Here is a 19,689-nt window from a genome sequence, read left to right as displayed (position 1 = left end):
CTTCATTTTTTACATAAAAATCCACAACAAAATCATCAAAATAGCGTTAATATGTAGATATAGGAAATAAAGGATAAGGGAGTAATGTCCGATGTTAGGTTTATTAAAGAAGGTCATTGGAGATACGGATGCGAGACATTTAAAGAAATTGCAAAAGCATGTAGATAAGATTGAAGCACTAGCTGATGATATGAAAAAGCTTAGTGATGACGGTCTCCGTAAGAAAACAGAAGAATTTAAAGAGCGCTACCGCAATGGGGAGTCATTGGAGGACATGCTGCCAGAAGCTTTCGCTGTTGTGCGTGAAGGTTCAACTCGTGCTCTTGGATTAACGCACTATCAAGTACAGCTCCTCGGTGGGATTATTCTTCATCATGGTGACATTTCAGAGATGAAAACAGGGGAAGGTAAAACATTAGTTGCGACACTAGCAGTTTACCTTAACGCTATTACGGAAAAAGGCGTTCACGTTGTTACAGTTAACGAATATTTGGCACGCCGTGATGCGGAGGAAATGGGTAAACTATATAACTTCCTGGGCCTAACGGTAGGTCTAAATGTTTCTGGAATGAGTAAAGATGAGAAGCGTGAAGCATATAGTGCGGATATCACGTATGGAACGAATAATGAATTCGGCTTTGACTATTTAAGAGACAACATGGTCATCTATAAAAAAGATATGGTGCAACGTCCACTACACTATGCCATTGTCGATGAGGTTGACTCCATTTTAATTGACGAAGCTCGTACGCCACTTATCATTTCTGGATCTGCGGAACGTTCGACTCAGCTTTATACAGCGGCAAACTCCTTTGTCCGCATGTTGAAGGAAGAAGAGGACTTTACGTATGATGAAAAAACAAAGAATGTGCAGTTAACAGATGAAGGGGTTAGTAAAGCTGAGAAAGCATTTAACATTGAGAACCTTTTTAACTCTGAGCACGTTCAGTTAAACCATCATATTAATCAGGCATTAAAAGCTTATAAAGTTATGATTCTTGACGAAGACTATGTGGTGGAAGACGGGGAAGTCGTTATCGTTGACCAATTCACTGGACGTCTCATGAAGGGCCGCCGATATAGTGATGGCCTCCACCAAGCTATTGAAGCGAAGGAAGGTCTGGAGATTAAGCGCGAGAGTATGACACTTGCGTCGATTACGTTCCAGAACTATTTCCGTATGTACAAGAAGCTTGCTGGTATGACTGGTACGGCAAAAACGGAGGAAGAGGAATTCCGGAACATTTATAATATGAATGTTTATTCCGTTCCTACGAATGAGCCGATTGTCCGTATTGATAATCCTGACTTAATTTTTAAAACGACAGAAGCGAAATTTCGTTCTATTGTAGAAAAAATTGGTGAGCTCTATGAAAAGGGGCAACCTGTTCTCGTTGGTACTGTAAACGTAGATACGTCAGAGCTACTTTCGAACATGCTGAAAAAGAAACGTGTCCCGCACAACGTTTTAAACGCAAAGAATCATGAAAGAGAAGCGGAAATTATTGAAGGCGCAGGTCAACGTAAAGCAGTCACTATCGCTACTAACATGGCTGGTCGTGGTACGGACATCAAGCTCGGTGAAGGTGTTAAAGAGCTTGGAGGTCTATTTGTACTAGGTACAGAGCGTCATGAAAGTAGACGAATCGATAATCAGCTCCGTGGACGTTCTGGTCGTCAAGGGGACCCAGGTGAATCTCGTTTCTATCTTTCTTTAGAAGATACGCTTATGCGTCGATTCGGTTCTGATAACATGAGTAATATGATGGAAAAACTCGGGATGGACGAGGATCAACCAATTGAAAGTAAACTTGTTTCCCGTGCAGTAGAGCAGGCTCAAAAACGAGTGGAAGGTAATAACTTCGACGCTCGTAAACAAATCCTACAGTATGATGATGTTATGCGTGAGCAACGTGATATCATTTACGAACAACGTATGGAAGTTCTTGAATCTGACAACCTTCGTGACGTTGTGGAAAAAATGATTGAGTCTACAATAGAAAGAACGGTGTCAGCTTATACTCCAGCAAACGAAGTTCCAGAGGATTGGAATCTGCAAGGGATCGTTGATTACATTAACGCGAATGTTTTAAACGACGAGGAAATTGAATTAAAAGACATTAACGGCTTAGAGCCAGAAGAAATGTCTGAGCTTATCATAGAGCGAGCTGCAAGGGAATATGACCGTCGTGAAGAAGACTTCACACCTGAGAGAATGCGTGAATTCGAGAAGGTTATTGTTTTACGCATGGTTGACTCTAAATGGACTAGTCATATTGACCAAATGGATCAGCTACGCCAAGGTATTCACCTTCGTGCATATGGTCAAAATGATCCGTTACGTGAATACAAATTTGAAGGCTTTGAGATGTTCGAGCAAATGGTAGCTTCTATTGAAGAGGACGTTACTCGCTACATTATGAACGCTCAAATTGAATCGAATCTTGAAAGGAAGCAAGTGGCTGTAGGAAAAGCAGTTCACCGCAGCTCCAATGACGCGAAGCAAGAAAAGCGTCGTACACCATTCAAGAAAAGTAACACAGTAGGACGCAACGACCCATGTCCATGTGGATCTGGTAAAAAATATAAGCAGTGTCATGGGAAATAGATTTTCTGCCTAACAATGCGAATGCTTCAGGGATGGATATTCGTCATGCATGGAAAAACTGCTATAAATAATTAAGTAAATTTGCTGAGAAGACGCTGCTACAGTGTCTTCTCCTAGTTTTCAATAAAACTTCGGGGTGATGAGATGGAATTAGTAGAGCTAAAACAAGAATTAGAAAACATGGCTAAGCGATTAGCGGACTTTAGGGGGTCTCTTTGACTTAGAAGAGAAGCAAACCCGAATTGCAGAATTAGAAGACATTATGTCAGAACCGTCCTTTTGGGATGATCAAGATAAAGCACAAAAAATTATTTCTGAAAACAATGCTTTAAAAGAGCTTGTGGATGGCTATAACGATCTCCAGGCAGATTATGATGATTTAGAAGTTTCCTATGAACTTGTAAAAGAGGAAGGGGACGAGGAATTAGCTGAGGATTTAGAAGATGGAGTAAAAGATCTTTCTAAACGAGTGAACGACTTCGAACTTCAACTTTTACTAAGCTCACCGTACGATCAGAACAATGCGATACTAGAGTTGCACCCAGGGGCAGGTGGAACAGAGTCTCAAGACTGGGCGTCTATGTTGTTGAGGATGTACACTCGTTTTGCAGAACAAAAGGGCTTTAAAGTAGAAACGATGGATTATCTCCCTGGAGATGAAGCTGGCGTGAAGAGCGTCACGTTAATGATTAAAGGTCATAATGCATACGGCTACTTGAAGGCGGAAAAAGGAGTTCATCGTCTCGTACGAATTTCTCCATTCGATTCCTCAGGGCGCCGTCATACGTCCTTCGTTTCCTGTGAGGTTATGCCAGAGCTTGATGATAATGTGGAAATTGATATATCTCCTGACCAGATTAAGGTTGACACTTATCGAGCAAGTGGTGCAGGTGGTCAGCATATTAACACGACAGACTCAGCCGTTAGAATCACGCATATCCCGACAAACACGGTTGTAACTTGCCAGTCTGAGCGTTCTCAGATAAAAAACAGGGATCAGGCGATGAAAATGTTGAAAGCGAAACTTTTCCAGCTTGAGCTTGAAAAACAACAGCAGGAATTAGATGAAATTCGCGGTGAACAGTCTGATATTGGATGGGGAAGTCAGATCCGTTCTTACGTATTTCACCCTTATAACATGGTGAAGGATCACCGTACGAATTATGAAACTGGTAATACCCAGGCTGTAATGGATGGAGATCTAGAGCCATTCGTAGATGCCTATTTACGCTCACAAATTAAATAGAAGATATATGGTGTTTGTTTGAAGGTGGTCTTGAATTGGACCACCTTTTTTCGTGTGTTTGTTTGGAGGGTGTCCTAAATTGGGCTATTTTTTTTTGTTTATGTGAAAAAAAAAGGTGGAATTTGCTGAGTTAAAGCGGTACTGAGTTGGCGTTTACATATTTTCAATACAGGTGTATACTACTTTAGGATTTTCGTACTTAGTATTTTGTACTTTGGACTTATACATATTTTTTCTTGAAAAGGTGATGCTATCTATGATGAAACAAATGAAAAGAACTCGTGTTCAAGAACCTTTAAATCCAATTCATAAAATTATATTCGAGTTTGGTCATGTCTTATTGGGATCCGCCATCGTTGCAATTACATTTAACATATTTTTATTACCAAACCGAATTGCTTCTGGTGGCGTCTCGGGGATATCCATTTTGCTACAAAACACATTAGGATTTGAGCCAGCATTTACGCAATGGGGACTGAATATCCCTCTGTTTATTGCAGGGGTCCTTCTTCTAGGTGGAAGTCTTGTTGGAAGTATCATGTACGGTGTAAAAACATTTGTTGGGACTGTATTTTTACCTTTCGTCGTATTTTTAACAAGAGATTGGGAGCCTGCAACAACGGATCCGTTACTAGCTGCCCTTTTTGGCGGTATAGGGGTTGGGTTAGGTTTAGGTATCGTCTTTCGCTCTAACTCTTCCACTGGTGGCACTGACCTGGCCGCGCAAATCGTCAATAAGTACACAGGAATGTCTCTAGGAGCTTGTGTTTTTACAATGGATGGTCTCGTTGTGATCTCATCAGCATTCATATTTGGATTCGAATATGCCCTTTATGCGTTAATTGGTTTATTTGTGACTGGGAAAACAATTGATCTCGTTCAAACTGGACTAGGCTATTCAAAAATGGCGATCATCATTTCAAACTATGAAGAGGAGGTCAAGCAAGGGTTACTTACACAGGTGGATCGTGGTGTGACAAAGCTTGTAGGATATGGTGGATATACGAATCATGAACGACCTGTGCTCATGTGTGTGGTGGGGAGAAACGAAGTCACAAAATTGACACATATTGTGAGGACCATTGATCCTAACGCCTTTGTCATAGTAAGTAACGCTTCAGAGGTACTTGGTGAGGGTTTCAAAAAAAATTGAATAGGTTATAATGTAGGTTGGAAGGTTATGGGTAACTTTCCATACAAAAGTTTCTTATTTAAATAGGAGGGTTAAAGATGAAAAAGTTACTAGTTGTTTTGGGGGCAGTCCTAGTACTTGGCGCTTGTGGCGGCGATGATGCAGACGAGCCTGCACCAGACACAAATGACGCTGATACAGGTACAGAAGAATCAGCAGCTGATGTAGGTGAGGACGTTGGTACATACGACGCTAATAATGGTGAAGAAGTATATGTTGCCAACTGTATTGGTTGTCACGGTGGTGACCTTGGTGGAACTTCCGGCCCTGCAATCGTAGGTTATTCCTATGACGAGGTAAAAGCAGCAATTGTTGAAGGACCTGGTAGAATGCCTGGTGGTCTGGTTCCAGATGAAGACGAACTTCATGATGTATCAGCTTGGGTTGCATCTCATCAATAAGTGTAAATATTAATATATAATATTAGTTTGTCACTCCTAAAGTTTAATTTAGGGGTGACTTTTTAGTTTTAAGTGGTATTTGTATGTGGGAATGGGTAGTTTTATTTACGTTTTTATATTTAAGATTTGGGTTTTGTGCCTTTGGGCTATAAGCTTTTCGGGTTTTTGCTTTAAGTTTTATGCTTCTTCAGGAGCGAATTGGATTAGAAAACATGTTTTTGTTTCTAATATTTGGAATGCGGCCAGGAAATGACGGGAGTGTGGAATCTAGTCCGCATTTTGCGAAAATGCGGCCAGGAAATGTCGGGAGTGAAGAATCTAGTCCGCATTTTGCGAAAATGCGGCCAGGAAATGCCGGGAGTGTGGAAACTAGTCCGCATTTTGCGATAATGCACCAAGAAATGACGAGAGTGAAGAACCTAGTCCGCATTTTGCGATAATGCGGCCAGGAAATGTCGGGAGTGAAGAATCTAGTCCGCATTTTGCGAAAATGCGGCCAGGAAATGCCGGGAGTGTGGAATCTAGTCCGCATTTTGCGATAATGCGGCCAGGAAATGTCGGGAGTGAAGAATCTAGTCCGCATTTTGCGAAAATGCGGCCAGGAAATGCCGGGAGTGTGGAATCTAGTCCGCATTTTGCGATAATGCGGCCAGGAAATGTCGGGAGTGAAGAATCTAGTCCGCATTTTGCGAAAATGCGGCCAGGAAATGCCGGGAGTGTGGAAACTAGTCCGCATTTTGCGATAATGCACCAAGAAATGACGAGAGTGAAGAACCTAGTCCGCATTTTGCGATAATGCGGCCAGGAAATGTCGGGAGTGAAGAATCTAGTCCGCATTCTCCAAAAGTGCACACAGAGTGAGAAAAACTGAAGAACATCATTTACCAAAAAAATAAATTAATGAAAAACAGCAATCTACAATAAACAGTAATCTTCAATAAACATCAATCTCAATCTACAATAAACATCAATTACTAAAAACCCCTATCATTACATTTTTTCCTATCATTTTAAGTAGACCTAGCCTTTTTAATGACTTAGAACCGCCTTTGGTAATCACCCCACGCATAGGAGAATCCACCTTGTTTTTCCAAGAAAAGTTCCAGTTCATTTCAAAATTGGTAGAAATATATCAAGATTGAAATGAAACTGTAAAAAAAATACCCTTAACACGTCAAATATAGATGTTATAATATATACTGTCGAGAGATTTGTTGATTTAACGATTATTTACAAGAATTATAGTCTTTTTACGGTAGATTTCGACATGAACTGACATGATAATACAATTTAGTTTATAAAATGGTTTATATCAACCAGCTTAGATAAATGGTCAACTTAGTAAATCACAAAATGGGATGGGATGCTATATGATTCATATGAAGGATGTATGGAAGACGTACCCGAATGGTGTTATGGCCATAAACGGGATTAATATTGATATTGAAAAAGGTGAATTTGTTTATGTTGTAGGTCCAAGTGGTGCTGGTAAGTCCACTTTTATAAAAATGATGTACCGTGAGGAAAAACCAACTCGTGGAGATATTATCATTAATAGAAATAATTTAGCAAAAGTAAAAGAACGTCATATTCCTTATATTCGTCGAAATATGGGGGTTATTTTTCAGGACTTCAAATTACTCCCTAACTTATCTGTTTATGAAAACGTTGCGTTTGCTATGGAAGTTATTGAAGAAAGTAAAACCAATATTCGCAAAAAGGTGATGAACGTATTAGAGATCGTTCGTTTGAAAAATAAAGCTCGTTTTTTCCCACATGAAATTTCTGGTGGGGAACAACAGCGTGTTGCGATTGCAAGGGCAATTGTTAACAATCCAGCTGTTTTAATAGCGGACGAGCCTACAGGAAACCTTGACCCTGAGACATCATGGGAAATTATGCATATTCTCGAGGAAATCAATGATCGTGGAACTACTATTGTTATGGCTACCCACAATAAGGAGATCGTAAACACACTCCGCAAACGTGTCATTGCCATTGAAGAAGGCCGGATCGCTCGAGATGAACAGAAGGGGGATTACGGTTATGAAAGGTAGATCACTTGCTCGTCACATTAGTGAAGGTGGTAAAAACCTTATAAGAAACGGTTGGATGACGTTTGCATCTATCAGTGCAGTAACAGTCATGCTCCTAGTCGTTGGTGCGTTTCTATTATTAATTATGAATGTCAATCATTTCGCAAGCTCTCTTGAGGAAGATGTGGAAGTTAGAGTCTTTGTAGATATAACTGCTTCGGAAACAGATCAGGGAGAGTTACTTTCTGAACTAGAAAACATAGATGGCGTCGATGCAATAGAATTTGTGCCAAAGGAAGAAGGACTAGATTCCCTTATTGCTAGTCTTGGTGACCAAGGTGATATTTTTGAAACATTACGGGATGAAAACCCATTAAATGATGTTTTTGTTGTACAAGCTGAGAATCCAGAGGAAACAGATCTTATTGCAACGGACATTGAAGAGTTACCACATGTAGAGAATGTGGAATACGGGAGCGATATTTTTGAACAATTATTTGCTGCAACGTCCCTTATACGAACGATTGGATTATTTCTGATTTTGGGTCTAATGTTCACTGCGATGTTCTTAATTGCAAATACAATTAAACTGACAATTATTGCGAGAAAAAGAGAAATTCAGATTATGAAACTAGTTGGTGCGACAAACGGATTTATCCGATGGCCATTCTTTATTGAAGGTTTACTTTTAGGTGTATTAGGTGCGTTAATACCGATCACTGTTCTCGCATATTCCTACTCTCGTTTTTACAGCAGTATGGGGACGGCTACTGGAGTTGAGTTCTTCCAATTCCTACCAACAAATCCATTAGCAATGCAAATGGCTGTTTTACTATTAGGGATCGGAGCCTTTGTTGGTGTTTGGGGAAGTATGATGAGTGTACGTAAATTCTTAAGAGTCTAAGAGGATAATAGCTTAAGAGTTTCTGTCGATAGATTTAGAATTATAGGGGATTTTTAATTTCCTAGGAAATATAATTGTCTTTTTTCGAAAAAAGGGGGAGAATCTATGGACCGAAGATTGTTGCTGGTTAGTCTAGTGCTCCTGTTAACGCTAGTTCCATATGCAGGAAAAGTATTCATCTCTACAGCAGAAGCCAATACTGGGCAGGAACTGGAAGAGCAAATTGATACAATAAAAGAACAACAAAGTGAATTGCAAAATGAAGCGGATAAAACAGAAGGTGAGCTTCAAGAAGTTGAGGCAGAAGTGAAGGTAATGGAAGCCGACCTTCGACGTCTTGATGAAGAAATGGCTGCAACGAACTTAAAGATTGATGATAAACAAGAGGAAATTGATGAGACGAAGGAAAGAATTGAAGATTTAAGACAGGAAATTGTTGTTTTAGAAAAGAGAATTGCTCAAAGGGATGAACTATTGAAGGATCGCGTACGTTCTATGTATAAGAACGGTGGCACTGTTCACTATATAGAAGTCATACTTGGAGCTAGAAGTTTTGGAGATTTAATTGAAAGAGTAACTGCTTTAAATACAATTGCACAACAGGATAGAAATATTCTTGAACAGCATGTTGCTGATAAAAATGCACTTGAAGTTGCAACTCATGCCCTTGAAAGTGAACTTGCAGGATTAGAGTCTCAAATGAAAGAGTTAGAAAGTCTTCGTAACGACCTTGAAGATCAAAAAGATGAAAAAGATGTCGTTATTGAAGCGTTAGTGAGAAAAGGAATCAACCTTGAAGAGCAATTAATGAGTTATGAGGAAGAGCAACAGTTTTTAAAGGCGCAAGAAGAGGCAACAAAGAAAGAGCTTGAGCTTTGGGAAGAAGAACAGAGACGTCTTGAAGAAGAGCGTAAGCGTCAAGAGGAAGAGGAACGGAAAAGACAAGAAGAATTGAAGCGTCAGCAAGAGGAAGAGGAAAGAAAGAAACAGGAACAGGCGAAAGCAGAAGAAGAGGCCAAAAGTAACTCTGGTACTGGCGGGAATTCTGGAGGTTCGACTGGAAGTGGGACTTCCGGTGGATCGACTGGCAGTGGCTCAGATAACACTACTGTAAGTAATGGTTCCGGTAATAGTTCGGCAACTTTATTTAGACCTTCTGACGGTAGAGTAACTTCAAACTTTAATCCTAATCGTCTTCACCCGATCTATGGCTACGTAAGGCCACATAATGGCATTGACTACGGTCGTGATGGTGGACTGAATATTTATGCTGCAGAAGCAGGCACAGTCATTCAAACAAGCTGGATGGGTGGCTTTGGGAACACGATATTGATCTCTCATATTATTGACGGACAACCATATACTACATTGTATGCTCACTTAGCATCATTCAATGTCTCTCCTGGACAACGTGTAAGTAGGGGGCAAGTGATTGGTGTGATGGGTACGACAGGTAGTTCAACTGGTGTTCACCTTCATTTTGAAGTTCACCCTGGTGGTTATAGAGGTGGAAGTTCTGCTGTGAATCCTAATCCGTACTTAAATTAATTGCAAGGGGATATGTCTGTTGTTATCAACGGGCATGTCCTTTTTATTTGATTTATAAGGTGATTATGTATTTTGTATGGGTGGTTTGCATTAGTGAGGGTGTGAAGTCGCTAGAGTGACCACTTAAACGGTTTGGATTAGAATAGTATGAATTTATTAGCTAGTACATAATCTATAACGTTCTGAATATAATAAGACAAGTTTTCTGAGTAACTTGAGACATTTTTAAATTAATATTTGTGGGTTTGAAAATGTTTCAAGTTGTCATCATTTTAATAAAGGCTTATTTTTGGTATGATAAGTCATATAACTTTTTTTAGATAGGGAAGATGTTTCTTTTTATTAAGAGACTAGGCTCAAAATATTGTTGAGCAAGAGCAAGTTAATTTGTTATTAACAAGCCTTACATAAAAAAACATTAATGTGTTTAATAAGTCAAACGAGGGGCAGAAGAGGTGAAAGTATGAATGCAAATCTAAACAAGGTTTTAATGCCAACAGTAATTGTTCTATCCTTACTATTAGGTGCTAGTGGTATGTATGTTGGAATGAATGTGTGGAGTAATGGTGATGTAACACCTGTCATTGAACAGACTGATGGCGACAACGGACAAGAAAGTACTGATGAGAGCTATGGGGAAGAAACGCCAACGCCCGCTATTCTTGATGAAAATATTGAAAAATTCAGTACTGCGTTCGACCTAATTTTAGATAGATATGTAGAGGAAGTTGACAGTTCAAAGCTGTTGGAAGGTGCCATTTCAGGTATGCTCGAAACTTTGGACGATCCATATTCTGTTTATATGGACGAAGTCACAGCAAGGGAATTCATGGAATCGTTGGATTCGTCGTTTGAAGGTATCGGTGCCGAAGTAAGTATGACAAATGGTAAAGTAACAATCGTTGCTCCTTTCAGGGATTCGCCTGCTGAAGATGCTGGACTTAGACCAAATGATCAAGTCATCAAGGTAGATGGGGAAGATATTGAAGGCTTATCCTTATATGAGGCAGTCTTAAAAATCCGTGGTGAAAAAGGAACGGTTGTCACCCTTACGATCGAAAGGCCTGGGGTTAATGACTTATTAGAATTTGATGTAGTTCGCGATACTATTCCGATTGAAACTGTTTATTCAGATCTTGTAGAAGAGAATGGGAAGAAAATTGGTGTTATTGAATTAAGATCATTCTCTGAGAATACAGCAGAACGTTTTGAAGAGGAATTACTTAGCTTTGAAGAACAAGGAATTGATGGATTAATTATCGATGTTCGTGGAAATCCAGGCGGGTTTTTACAAAGTGTCGAGGATATAGGTGATTTGATTATTCCTGGTGGAGAGCCTGTTGTTCAAATAGAAAATCGAAATGGTGATCGTATGCGACACATTTCCAGTCTGGAAGATACGAGATCCTATCCAATTGTTGGTTTAATTAATGAAGGTAGTGCTTCTGCTTCTGAAATACTCGCTGCTGCTTTAATTGAGGCTGGGGGGTATGACGTTGTTGGGAAAACGACTTTTGGTAAAGGAACCGTTCAGCAAACATTGCGTATGGATGACGGTAGTGAAATAAAGCTAACGCTGTATAAGTGGTTAACTTCTGCAGGGAATTATATAAATGAAGTGGGAGTTGAACCTACAGTTGAAGTTGCGCAACCTGAGTTTTTCTATGTGTCTCCAATCGTTGTTAATGAAGGGGAGAGCTTAACGGAAGATGTGACGAGTGAGCATGTCCGTAATGCGCAAATTATGTTAAGTGGACTTGGATTTGACCCTGGACGTGAGGACGGCTATTTCAGTGATGAAACAGCTTCTGCAGTAAGGGAATTCCAAAGTGATGTAGGGATTGATGTGACAGGTGATATTGACCGTGATACGGCAGAACGACTACAAACGGAGCTTGTTAACGTCATTCAGGATAGGGAATATGACTACCAGTTTAAAAAGGCAGTAGAACTGTTAGTTGAGTAAAATGTCATGAAAAAGTCGGAAAAGTCGGGGACCTGGTCCCCGACTTTTTTGTGAACTTTTTTATTGGAATAATTATGAAAGAGAAAAATTGCAATAATTGACTAAAAAGTGCTTTTATTTTAGTGAAATTGAATTACAATGAAAGGAAGGGAATTATTTAATAATTTTTACATAATAAGTACGTTGTATTTTTTATAGAGAGAATTGGCGGAGGGGGAATTATTTTGGATGTCGTTGCCTTGGAAATCCTACGAGCATTTGGGCGGTTATGGCTTCACCCATTAACATATTTATTTTTCATTACGGCGTTATGGTTTGGGATTCGCCGTGTAAAACGTGAAAGAAAAGATTTTCACACAAGAGTATACGATTATATCCATGATTTAACTTTTCCATTACTAAGCAGCCTTGTTTTTGCACTTGCCCTTTCAATCATCATTGCATTGATTGGAATAGAAATCCCAATTGGTATGTTGCTTTTAATAGGAGCAGTGTGGATTTTATTTATACCATTTATGAGCGCACGTTGGCTAAGTATGACGTTAGTCGGTTCGATTGCATTTTTAATAACGTTTTTTTTACCAGAAGGTGGGACAGCCTATCCTTGGCTAAATAATGCACTCCTTGAGATTCAGCTTATGAACCATACTGGATTTGGGTGGTTACTAGTATTGTTACTTCTTGCGGAATCATTGTTAGTTTTAAGCAATGGGTGGAAAAAAACAACGCCCGTCCTATTTACTAGCAGTAGGGGGAAAACTGTAGGCGGACATAAAGTAAATCGACTGTGGTTTTTACCAATATTTGTTTTGATACCAGCAGGTACAATTAGTTTTGATGGCTGGTGGCCGCTGTTTCAGTCATCTGGTAGTGGTGGAAGTGGCTTTATGTTTGTGCCTTTTATCCTCGGCGTCCATGGGTTAGTGACATCTGGGATACCAATTGATGGGGTTAAAAAAATCGGGAATCGCCTGTTATTATTAGGAATTATTGCTGCTTTCATTGCAGGGGCAGCCACATATTGGTCATTTTTACTACCAGTGATTGCAGGTGTAATCATTATTGGTAGGGAATTTATTTACTTTTTCCATCAGTCCAGGGACAGAAGTCGTAACAGTCTTTTTGTACCGAAGCAAGAGGGCTTGACGGTACTTGGTGTACTTCCATATACGACGGCTGATAAATTGGGGATAGAAGTGGGAGAGACGATTACGAAAGTGAATGGTTGGCATGTAAGCTCTCAGCGCGAATTGTATGAGGCGTTGCAAAAAAACTCTGCGTATTGCAAGCTCGAGGTTTTAGATCACTCTGGTGAATTGCGCTTTGCCCACTCTTCTATTTTTCAAGGGGATCATTATCAAATTGGTTTGCTGTTCGCTCCAGATGATGGGGGAGAGAGCAATTTATCTGCCCGTGGTCTTCGTTCATCTGTCGTTATTCATCATGATCGTAATGGTGTGAATGGTCTGGAAATTCCTGAGATGAATGTGGGAGATGCTGGGCAAGGGCAGCAAGATCAAGAAGAGAATCAGGAGCAGGATCAGGTCATGGTTAAGGGTCAAGGTCAGGCGTTGGGGCAACAGGATCAGGAGCTCGGGCAAGTTGATAGTTCAGTCAATGTTGACGAAATCAGAACGGAATCAATGGAAGAGGCTGCTGTTACTTTGGAAGACGACCATGATGTTCTTGTTGAAGAAAAAAATAGACTAGAGTTAGGAAACGATGTTTGGGAGCTTGAAGAAGGTGTGGAGCAAGAACCAGAGTTAAATGAAGATGAATACGACGTTGAAGTTGAAACTAAAAATGTAGTTGATAGTCAAGAAGAGATTGCTACAGATGTAGAGGTTGAGGTTGCGAATGAGGCGTGGGAGTCAGATTTACAAGAAGAACCTTCTTATTCGGAGCGAAATGAAAAAGAATCGTCGTATGGGGAAGATGGCAGAGGAGAAGTTGAAAGTAAAAATTTGTTCGAACATGATAATAGTGTAGTTTTAGAGAAAGAAGAAAGAAGACCTGAAAATGGCAATATGCCATACGGGCAGGCAGCGGGTTTATCTGCCTTTTATGATGAGTTTAGGAAAACCCAGCCTGAAAGGAATAAATGGCGTCCGAAGCTTGAAGAGGAAGAAAAAGATCGTGGAAAGAGAAAGTAACAACTGGTAGCTGTATTAGATAACTAAGTGTGTCCCTGGTTCTGTGTGAGCCGGGGATATTTTTTATGTGCAGGAAAATTGTGCGGGACCTGGTCCCGCACAATTTTGTGAACGTTCACAGAAAATTCGGGGACCTGGTCCCTGAATTTACCTGAATTTTGTAACAGAACATATGTTTGTTATTTGGATTGTCTTGTGTTATAATGTGAGAAATATGTAAAGAATGAGAAGAGTGGTTAAAAGCACCATTCTTAAACGGTGCGTGAGGTTTGCATTTCTAAGTAATTTTCGCAATGATATATTGTAGCAGTTGATATAGCATCTTCATTACTATTATGCTATTTTCACGATAGGTAGGGTAGATCCCCATGCAATATAAAATAAGCACCATGATCATAGGCGCATGAAAAGAATACATCACGCCTATTTTCGGTAGCCCACAGATAAGAATAGTCTGAAACAAATTTTAAACAAACTTAGTTTACTCATAATAGATGAAATAACCGGTTTTTGGTTTTTACTACACATACGAAAGCTAAGTAGTGTTCTCCGGATCGTACGTGATACAAGGAAATTCAGCTTTATCAGGGAAGGATACGATCCCCACAGCTTGTGACACGATAGGGACATACATTACTTTATTTTTTCCAAGGGAGGTTTATGAAAGTGACTCAAAAGGAGATAGATGCTGGGAATTCTAAGGCCTTTGAGCTTGTCTCGAAATACGAGCCTCAAGGTGATCAGCCAAAGGCGATCGAGGAGCTTGTAGAGGGGATTCATCAAGGGAAGAAGTTTCAAACGTTGCTTGGTGCAACTGGTACTGGGAAGACTTTCACCATTTCTAATGTTATTAAAGAAGTAAACAAGCCTACGCTTGTTATCGCCCACAATAAGACGTTAGCGGGGCAGCTATACAGTGAGTTCAAGGAGTTTTTTCCGAACAATGCTGTTGAATACTTCGTCAGTTACTACGATTATTATCAACCAGAAGCCTACATTCCACAGTCAGATACTTTCATTGAAAAGGACGCCAGTATTAATGATGAGATAGATAAGCTACGGCACTCTGCTACAAGTTCATTATTCGAGCGGAAAGATGTCATTATTGTTGCGAGTGTGTCTTGTATATATGGTCTAGGTTCGCCAACGGAATATAGTGAGTTGGTGGTTTCGCTACGTACGGGTATGGAGAAGGAGCGTAATCAGTTATTAAGGGATCTCGTGGATATCCAGTATGACCGAAATGATGTGAACTTCACTCGTGGTACGTTCCGCGTCCGTGGTGATGTGGTGGAGATTTTTCCTGCCTCTAAGGACGAGCACTGTTTGCGTGTGGAGTTTTTCGGGGACGAAATTGACCGGATAACGGAAGTGGACGCCCTAACTGGTGAGATTCTTGGTGAGCGAAATCATGTGGCCATATTCCCAGCGTCCCACTTCGTTACTCGTGAGGAAAAATTGAAGCGGGCCATTGTGAACATTGAAAAGGAGCTCGAGGAAACGCTGAAGGAAATGAATGATAAAGGTAAGCTTCTAGAAGCACAGCGTCTCGAACAGCGAACGAAATATGATATTGAAATGATGCAGGAGATGGGCTACTGCTCAGGTATTGAGAATTATTCGCGACATCTTACTTTTCGCGAACCTGGGGCAACGCCATACACACTCATTGATTATTTTCCAGAGGATTTCTTGATTGTCGTGGATGAGTCCCATGTTACGCTTCCTCAAGTGAGGGGTATGTACAATGGTGACCAGGCTCGAAAAGGAGTACTCGTTGATCATGGCTTCCGTCTTCCATCTGCCAAAGATAACAGGCCGTTAAAGTTTGAGGAGTTTGAAAAGCATATACATCAGACGATTTTCGTTTCAGCAACACCTGGTCCATATGAGCTGGAGACGTGTCCGAAGATGGTGGAGCAAATTATCCGTCCAACTGGTTTATTGGATCCAACGGTAGATGTACGACCTATTGAAGGGCAGATTGATGATTTACTTGAGGAGATTCACGTTCGGAAAGAGCGGAAGGAACGGGTATTAATTACGACGTTGACGAAAAAAATGTCGGAGGATCTAACAGATTATTTAAAGGAGATTGGAATTAAGGTTCAGTATCTCCATTCAGATATTAAGACGTTGGAGCGGATTCAAATTATTAGGGAATTGCGGCTTGGGCATTTTGATGTTCTCGTGGGAATAAACTTGTTGCGGGAAGGGCTCGATATTCCAGAGGTTTCCCTCGTTGCCATCCTCGATGCAGATAAGGAAGGCTTCTTACGGGCAGAGCGGTCGTTAATTCAGACGATGGGGCGTGCTGCGAGAAATGCCAATGGACACGTTATCATGTATGCCGATAAGATGACTCGTTCCATGGAAATCGCCATTGAGGAAACGAAGCGACGACGTCAAGTCCAGAAGGAATATAATGAAAAACACGGTATCACGCCGCAGACGATTCAAAAGGCGGTACCGGAGCTCATTCGGGCAACCTTGGCAGCCGAGTCGGATGAGGCTTATGATGTGAAAGAAGTAATTGCAGCTCCGAAGCAGAAGCTAAGTAAGAAGGAGCGAGTGAAAGTGATTGAAAGAATGGAAGCGGAGATGAAAGCGGCGGCGAAGGATTTGAACTTCGAGCGTGCAGCTGAGCTTCGGGACGTCATTCTCGAATTGAAATCGGAAGGGTGAACGATGCATGTCATTACAAAACATCGTTGTAAAGGGAGCGCGCTCTCATAATTTGAAAAATATAGATGTGGAAATACCGAGGAATAAGCTAGTTGTACTTACTGGATTATCAGGTTCAGGGAAGTCTTCCCTAGCCTTTGATACGATATATGCTGAGGGACAGAGGCGGTATGTTGAATCGTTATCGGCTTATGCCCGTCAGTTTTTAGGGCAGATGGACAAGCCTGATGTGGATACGATCGAAGGGTTATCTCCTGCTATTTCAATCGACCAAAAAACAACGAGTAGAAACCCACGTTCAACAGTGGGAACCGTAACGGAAATCTACGACTACCTTCGTTTACTCTATGCTCGCGTAGGTCGTCCAATTTGCCCTACTCATGGTATTGAAATTAGCTCACAAACGGTTCAACAAATGGTAGATCGCATGATGAACTATCCTGAGAGAACGAAGATGCAAATTCTTGCACCGATTGTCTCTGGACGTAAAGGGGCCCATGTGAAAGTTTTAGAGGATATGAAAAAACAAGGGTTTGTTCGTGTTCGCGTAGATGGAGAAATGCGAGAAGTTGCAGAAGAATTCGATTTAGATAAAAATAAGAAGCACAATATTGAAGTAGTTATTGACAGGATTGTCATTAAGGAAGGCATTGAAGCCCGTTTAGCAGATTCTCTGGAAACGGCATTGGAGCTAGCAGATGGCAGAGCGATGGTAGACGTGATTGGTGAGGAAGAACTTCTTTTTAGTCAGCGTCACGCTTGCCCTCACTGTGGCTTCTCCATTGGAGAGCTGGAGCCACGCATGTTTTCCTTCAACAGTCCATTTGGTGCTTGTTCTTCCTGTGATGGTCTTGGAAATAAGCTAGAGGTTGATAAAGAGCTTGTTGTTCCTGACTGGAATAAATCATTGAATGATGGGGCCATAGCAGCTTGGGAACCTACTAGCTCTCAATATTATCCACAGCTGTTAAAAAGCGTGTGTGACCATTTTGGCATCGATATGGATGCCCCAGTAGATCAGCTCCCACCACACCAAATGGAAAAGATTCTATATGGTGGCGGTTCTGAAAAAATCTATTTTTACTATGAAAACGAATTTGGAACTGTTAGGGATAAGGAAATTTATTTTGAAGGGGTTATTCATAACATTTCTCGACGTTATCATGAAACCACTTCTGACTATATCCGCGAACAGATGGAAGGATATATGGCACAAAAGCCTTGTCCAACATGTAAAGGGAATCGTCTGCATAAGGAAGCTCTCTCTGTGAAGATCGCTGACAAGCACATTGGAGAGATTACGAGTTTATCGATTAAAGATGCCAAAGCATTTTTTAACACACTAGAACTCACTCCGAAAGAGCGGGCCATTGCTAGAATGATTCTTAATGAAATTGATGAGCGACTTGGTTTTTTAATCAACGTAGGGTTAGATTATTTAAGTATGTCTCGTGCTGCTGGTACCCTTTCTGGAGGGGAAGCGCAGCGAATTCGCCTAGCCACACAAATCGGATCTTCCCTGATGGGTGTCCTATATATATTGGACGAGCCATCCATCGGGCTTCATCAGCGGGATAACAATCGTTTGATCGAGACGTTGAAGCGTATGCGTGATCTTGGGAATACGTTGATTGTGGTGGAGCATGATGAGGATACGATGATTGCTGCTGACCACATTATAGATATTGGACCAGGGGCTGGTGTCCATGGGGGAGAGGTAATCGCAGCAGGGACTCCTGAGGAAATATGTAAGGATGATGCTTCACTGACTGGACAATACTTGTCTGGGAAAAAATTCATCCCCCTACCTGTAGAACGTCGGAAATCTGACGGGAGAAAGCTTTCTATCAAAGGTGCGAAGGAAAATAATCTAAAGGGAGCAAATGTTGATATCCCATTAGGTATATTCGTTGCTGTAACAGGTGTGTCAGGATCAGGTAAGAGTACGCTGATCAATGATATATTGTATAAATCTGTGGTATCAAAGCTTACAACAGCAAAAGAAAAGCCAGGAGAGCATAAATCCATTGAGGGGATTGAGCTACTAGAGAAAGTGGTAGACATTGACCAATCACCAATTGGAAGAACGCCACGCTCTAATCCAGCAACCTATACTGGTGTTTTTGACCAGATCCGTGATGTATATGCCATGACCAATGAAGCGAAAGTCCGGGGTTACAAGAAAGGCCGCTTTAGTTTTAACGTTAAAGGTGGTCGGTGTGAAGCTTGCCGTGGTGACGGAATTATAAAAATAGAAATGCACTTCCTCCCTGATGTCTATGTTCCATGTGAGGAATGCGATGGTAAGCGTTATAACCGTGAAACGTTGGAAGTGAAGTATAAAGGGAAGACCATTGCCGATGTCCTCGATATGACAGTAGAGGATGCTGTAGATTTCTTTGAAAACATACCTCGGATTAAAAGGAAAATCGAGACGTTAGCTGATGTTGGACTAGGGTATATGAAGCTCGGGCAACCAGCTACAACATTATCAGGTGGGGAAGCGCAGCGTGTAAAGTTAGCTTCTCAGCTTCATAGGAGGTCTACTGGGCGTACATTGTATATCCTTGATGAACCAACGACAGGACTTCATGTGGCAGATATTGAGCGTTTACTGAAGGTGCTTCAACGTTTAGTGGAAAATGGCGATACTGTTCTCGTTATCGAGCATAATCTCGATGTCATTAAAACGGTCGACCATATTATTGATCTAGGTCCAGAGGGTGGCGACAAAGGTGGTAAATTAGTCGCTTCCGGTACCCCAGAAAAGGTGGCTGAGGTGAAAGACTCCTACACTGGCCAGTTCCTCAAGCCGATTTTGGAGCGTGAACGTCAAAGGATGGAAGAACGAATGAAACAGATGGAGGATATGACTGCTACGACTTAATGTGAGTGTTAGTTTTTGTGTTTGTGAGCCAACAGATGTAAGTGCCATTGGTGCTTGTACTGT

General features: G+C 41.0%; 13 protein-coding genes. All 13 read left to right on the top strand.

The window, feature by feature from the left end; genetic code table 11:
- Positions 1-91: 91 nt before the first annotated feature.
- A complete protein-coding gene (gene secA, locus BW724_RS17840; RefSeq protein ID WP_088076497.1) occupies positions 92-2,608 on the top strand; it encodes a preprotein translocase subunit SecA in 2,517 nt (838 codons plus the stop codon).
- Between the two features lie 144 nt (positions 2,609-2,752).
- Positions 2,753-3,854, top strand: a protein-coding gene (gene prfB, locus BW724_RS17835; RefSeq protein WP_140354996.1) for a peptide chain release factor 2 whose coding sequence is annotated in 2 segments (ribosomal slippage) — positions 2,753-2,824 and positions 2,826-3,854 — 1,101 coding nt in all. Because the reading frame shifts where the segments join, the coding sequence is not laid out codon by codon here.
- 268 nt (positions 3,855-4,122) lie between these two features.
- A complete protein-coding gene (locus BW724_RS17830; RefSeq protein WP_235849088.1) occupies positions 4,123-5,007 on the top strand; it encodes a YitT family protein in 885 nt (294 codons plus the stop codon).
- Positions 5,008-5,084: 77 nt separating this feature from the next.
- A complete protein-coding gene (locus BW724_RS17825; protein WP_088076494.1) occupies positions 5,085-5,447 on the top strand; it encodes a c-type cytochrome in 363 nt (120 codons plus the stop codon).
- Between the two features lie 212 nt (positions 5,448-5,659).
- Positions 5,660-5,887, top strand: coding sequence for a hypothetical protein (locus BW724_RS17820; protein ID WP_088076493.1), 228 nt, complete (start codon positions 5,660-5,662; stop codon positions 5,885-5,887).
- Positions 5,887-6,243 (top strand): hypothetical protein, encoded by a 357-nt coding sequence (locus BW724_RS17815; protein WP_088076492.1) that lies wholly within the window; start codon positions 5,887-5,889, stop codon positions 6,241-6,243. Before BW724_RS17820 ends, BW724_RS17815 begins: the two co-directional genes overlap by 1 nt.
- A 574-nt stretch (positions 6,244-6,817) precedes the next feature.
- Complete coding sequence (ftsE, locus tag BW724_RS17810; protein ID WP_088076491.1) at positions 6,818-7,504, top strand: cell division ATP-binding protein FtsE; 687 nt, start codon at positions 6,818-6,820, stop codon at positions 7,502-7,504.
- Positions 7,494-8,387: a permease-like cell division protein FtsX gene (gene ftsX, locus BW724_RS17805; protein WP_088076490.1), complete on the top strand. Its 894-nt coding sequence runs from the start codon at positions 7,494-7,496 to the stop codon at positions 8,385-8,387. Before ftsE ends, ftsX begins: the two co-directional genes overlap by 11 nt.
- A gap of 105 nt (positions 8,388-8,492) precedes the next feature.
- Positions 8,493-9,935, top strand: a complete 1,443-nt coding sequence (locus tag BW724_RS17800; protein WP_088076489.1) for a murein hydrolase activator EnvC family protein — start codon at positions 8,493-8,495, stop codon at positions 9,933-9,935.
- 463 nt (positions 9,936-10,398) lie between these two features.
- Complete coding sequence (locus BW724_RS17795; RefSeq protein WP_088076488.1) at positions 10,399-11,901, top strand: S41 family peptidase; 1,503 nt, start codon at positions 10,399-10,401, stop codon at positions 11,899-11,901.
- Between the two features lie 224 nt (positions 11,902-12,125).
- Positions 12,126-14,054: a S1C family serine protease gene (locus BW724_RS17790; RefSeq protein WP_088076487.1), complete on the top strand. Its 1,929-nt coding sequence runs from the start codon at positions 12,126-12,128 to the stop codon at positions 14,052-14,054.
- Positions 14,055-14,720: 666 nt separating this feature from the next.
- Positions 14,721-16,739, top strand: coding sequence for an excinuclease ABC subunit UvrB (gene uvrB, locus BW724_RS17785; RefSeq protein WP_328588726.1), 2,019 nt, complete (start codon positions 14,721-14,723; stop codon positions 16,737-16,739).
- Between the two features lie 7 nt (positions 16,740-16,746).
- Entirely contained in the window at positions 16,747-19,626 is a 2,880-nt protein-coding gene (gene uvrA, locus BW724_RS17780; RefSeq protein WP_088076485.1) for an excinuclease ABC subunit UvrA, read from the top strand.
- The last annotated feature ends 63 nt before the right edge of the window (positions 19,627-19,689 follow it).

This window comes from Litchfieldia alkalitelluris (assembly GCF_002153425.1).
GTDB lineage: Bacteria > Bacillota > Bacilli > Bacillales > Salisediminibacteriaceae > Evansella > Evansella alkalicola.
This window is presented reverse-complemented; position numbering and strand designations above follow the sequence as displayed.

Bases quoted from the DNA above. Each gene is read 5' to 3' on its own strand.
- BW724_RS17815 (WP_088076492.1), top strand. From the start codon at position 5,887: ATGCGGCCAGGAAATGTCGGGAGTGAAGAATCTAGTCCGCATTTTGCG.
- BW724_RS17795 (WP_088076488.1), top strand. From the start codon at position 10,399: ATGAATGCAAATCTAAACAAGGTTTTAATGCCAACAGTAATTGTTCTA.
- BW724_RS17800 (WP_088076489.1), top strand. From the start codon at position 8,493: ATGGACCGAAGATTGTTGCTGGTTAGTCTAGTGCTCCTGTTAACGCTA.
- BW724_RS17830 (WP_235849088.1), top strand. From the start codon at position 4,123: ATGAAAAGAACTCGTGTTCAAGAACCTTTAAATCCAATTCATAAAATT.
- ftsX (WP_088076490.1), top strand. From the start codon at position 7,494: ATGAAAGGTAGATCACTTGCTCGTCACATTAGTGAAGGTGGTAAAAAC.
- secA (WP_088076497.1), top strand. From the start codon at position 92: ATGTTAGGTTTATTAAAGAAGGTCATTGGAGATACGGATGCGAGACAT.
- BW724_RS17825 (WP_088076494.1), top strand. From the start codon at position 5,085: ATGAAAAAGTTACTAGTTGTTTTGGGGGCAGTCCTAGTACTTGGCGCT.
- ftsE (WP_088076491.1), top strand. From the start codon at position 6,818: ATGATTCATATGAAGGATGTATGGAAGACGTACCCGAATGGTGTTATG.
- uvrA (WP_088076485.1), top strand. From the start codon at position 16,747: ATGTCATTACAAAACATCGTTGTAAAGGGAGCGCGCTCTCATAATTTG.
- BW724_RS17820 (WP_088076493.1), top strand. From the start codon at position 5,660: ATGTTTTTGTTTCTAATATTTGGAATGCGGCCAGGAAATGACGGGAGT.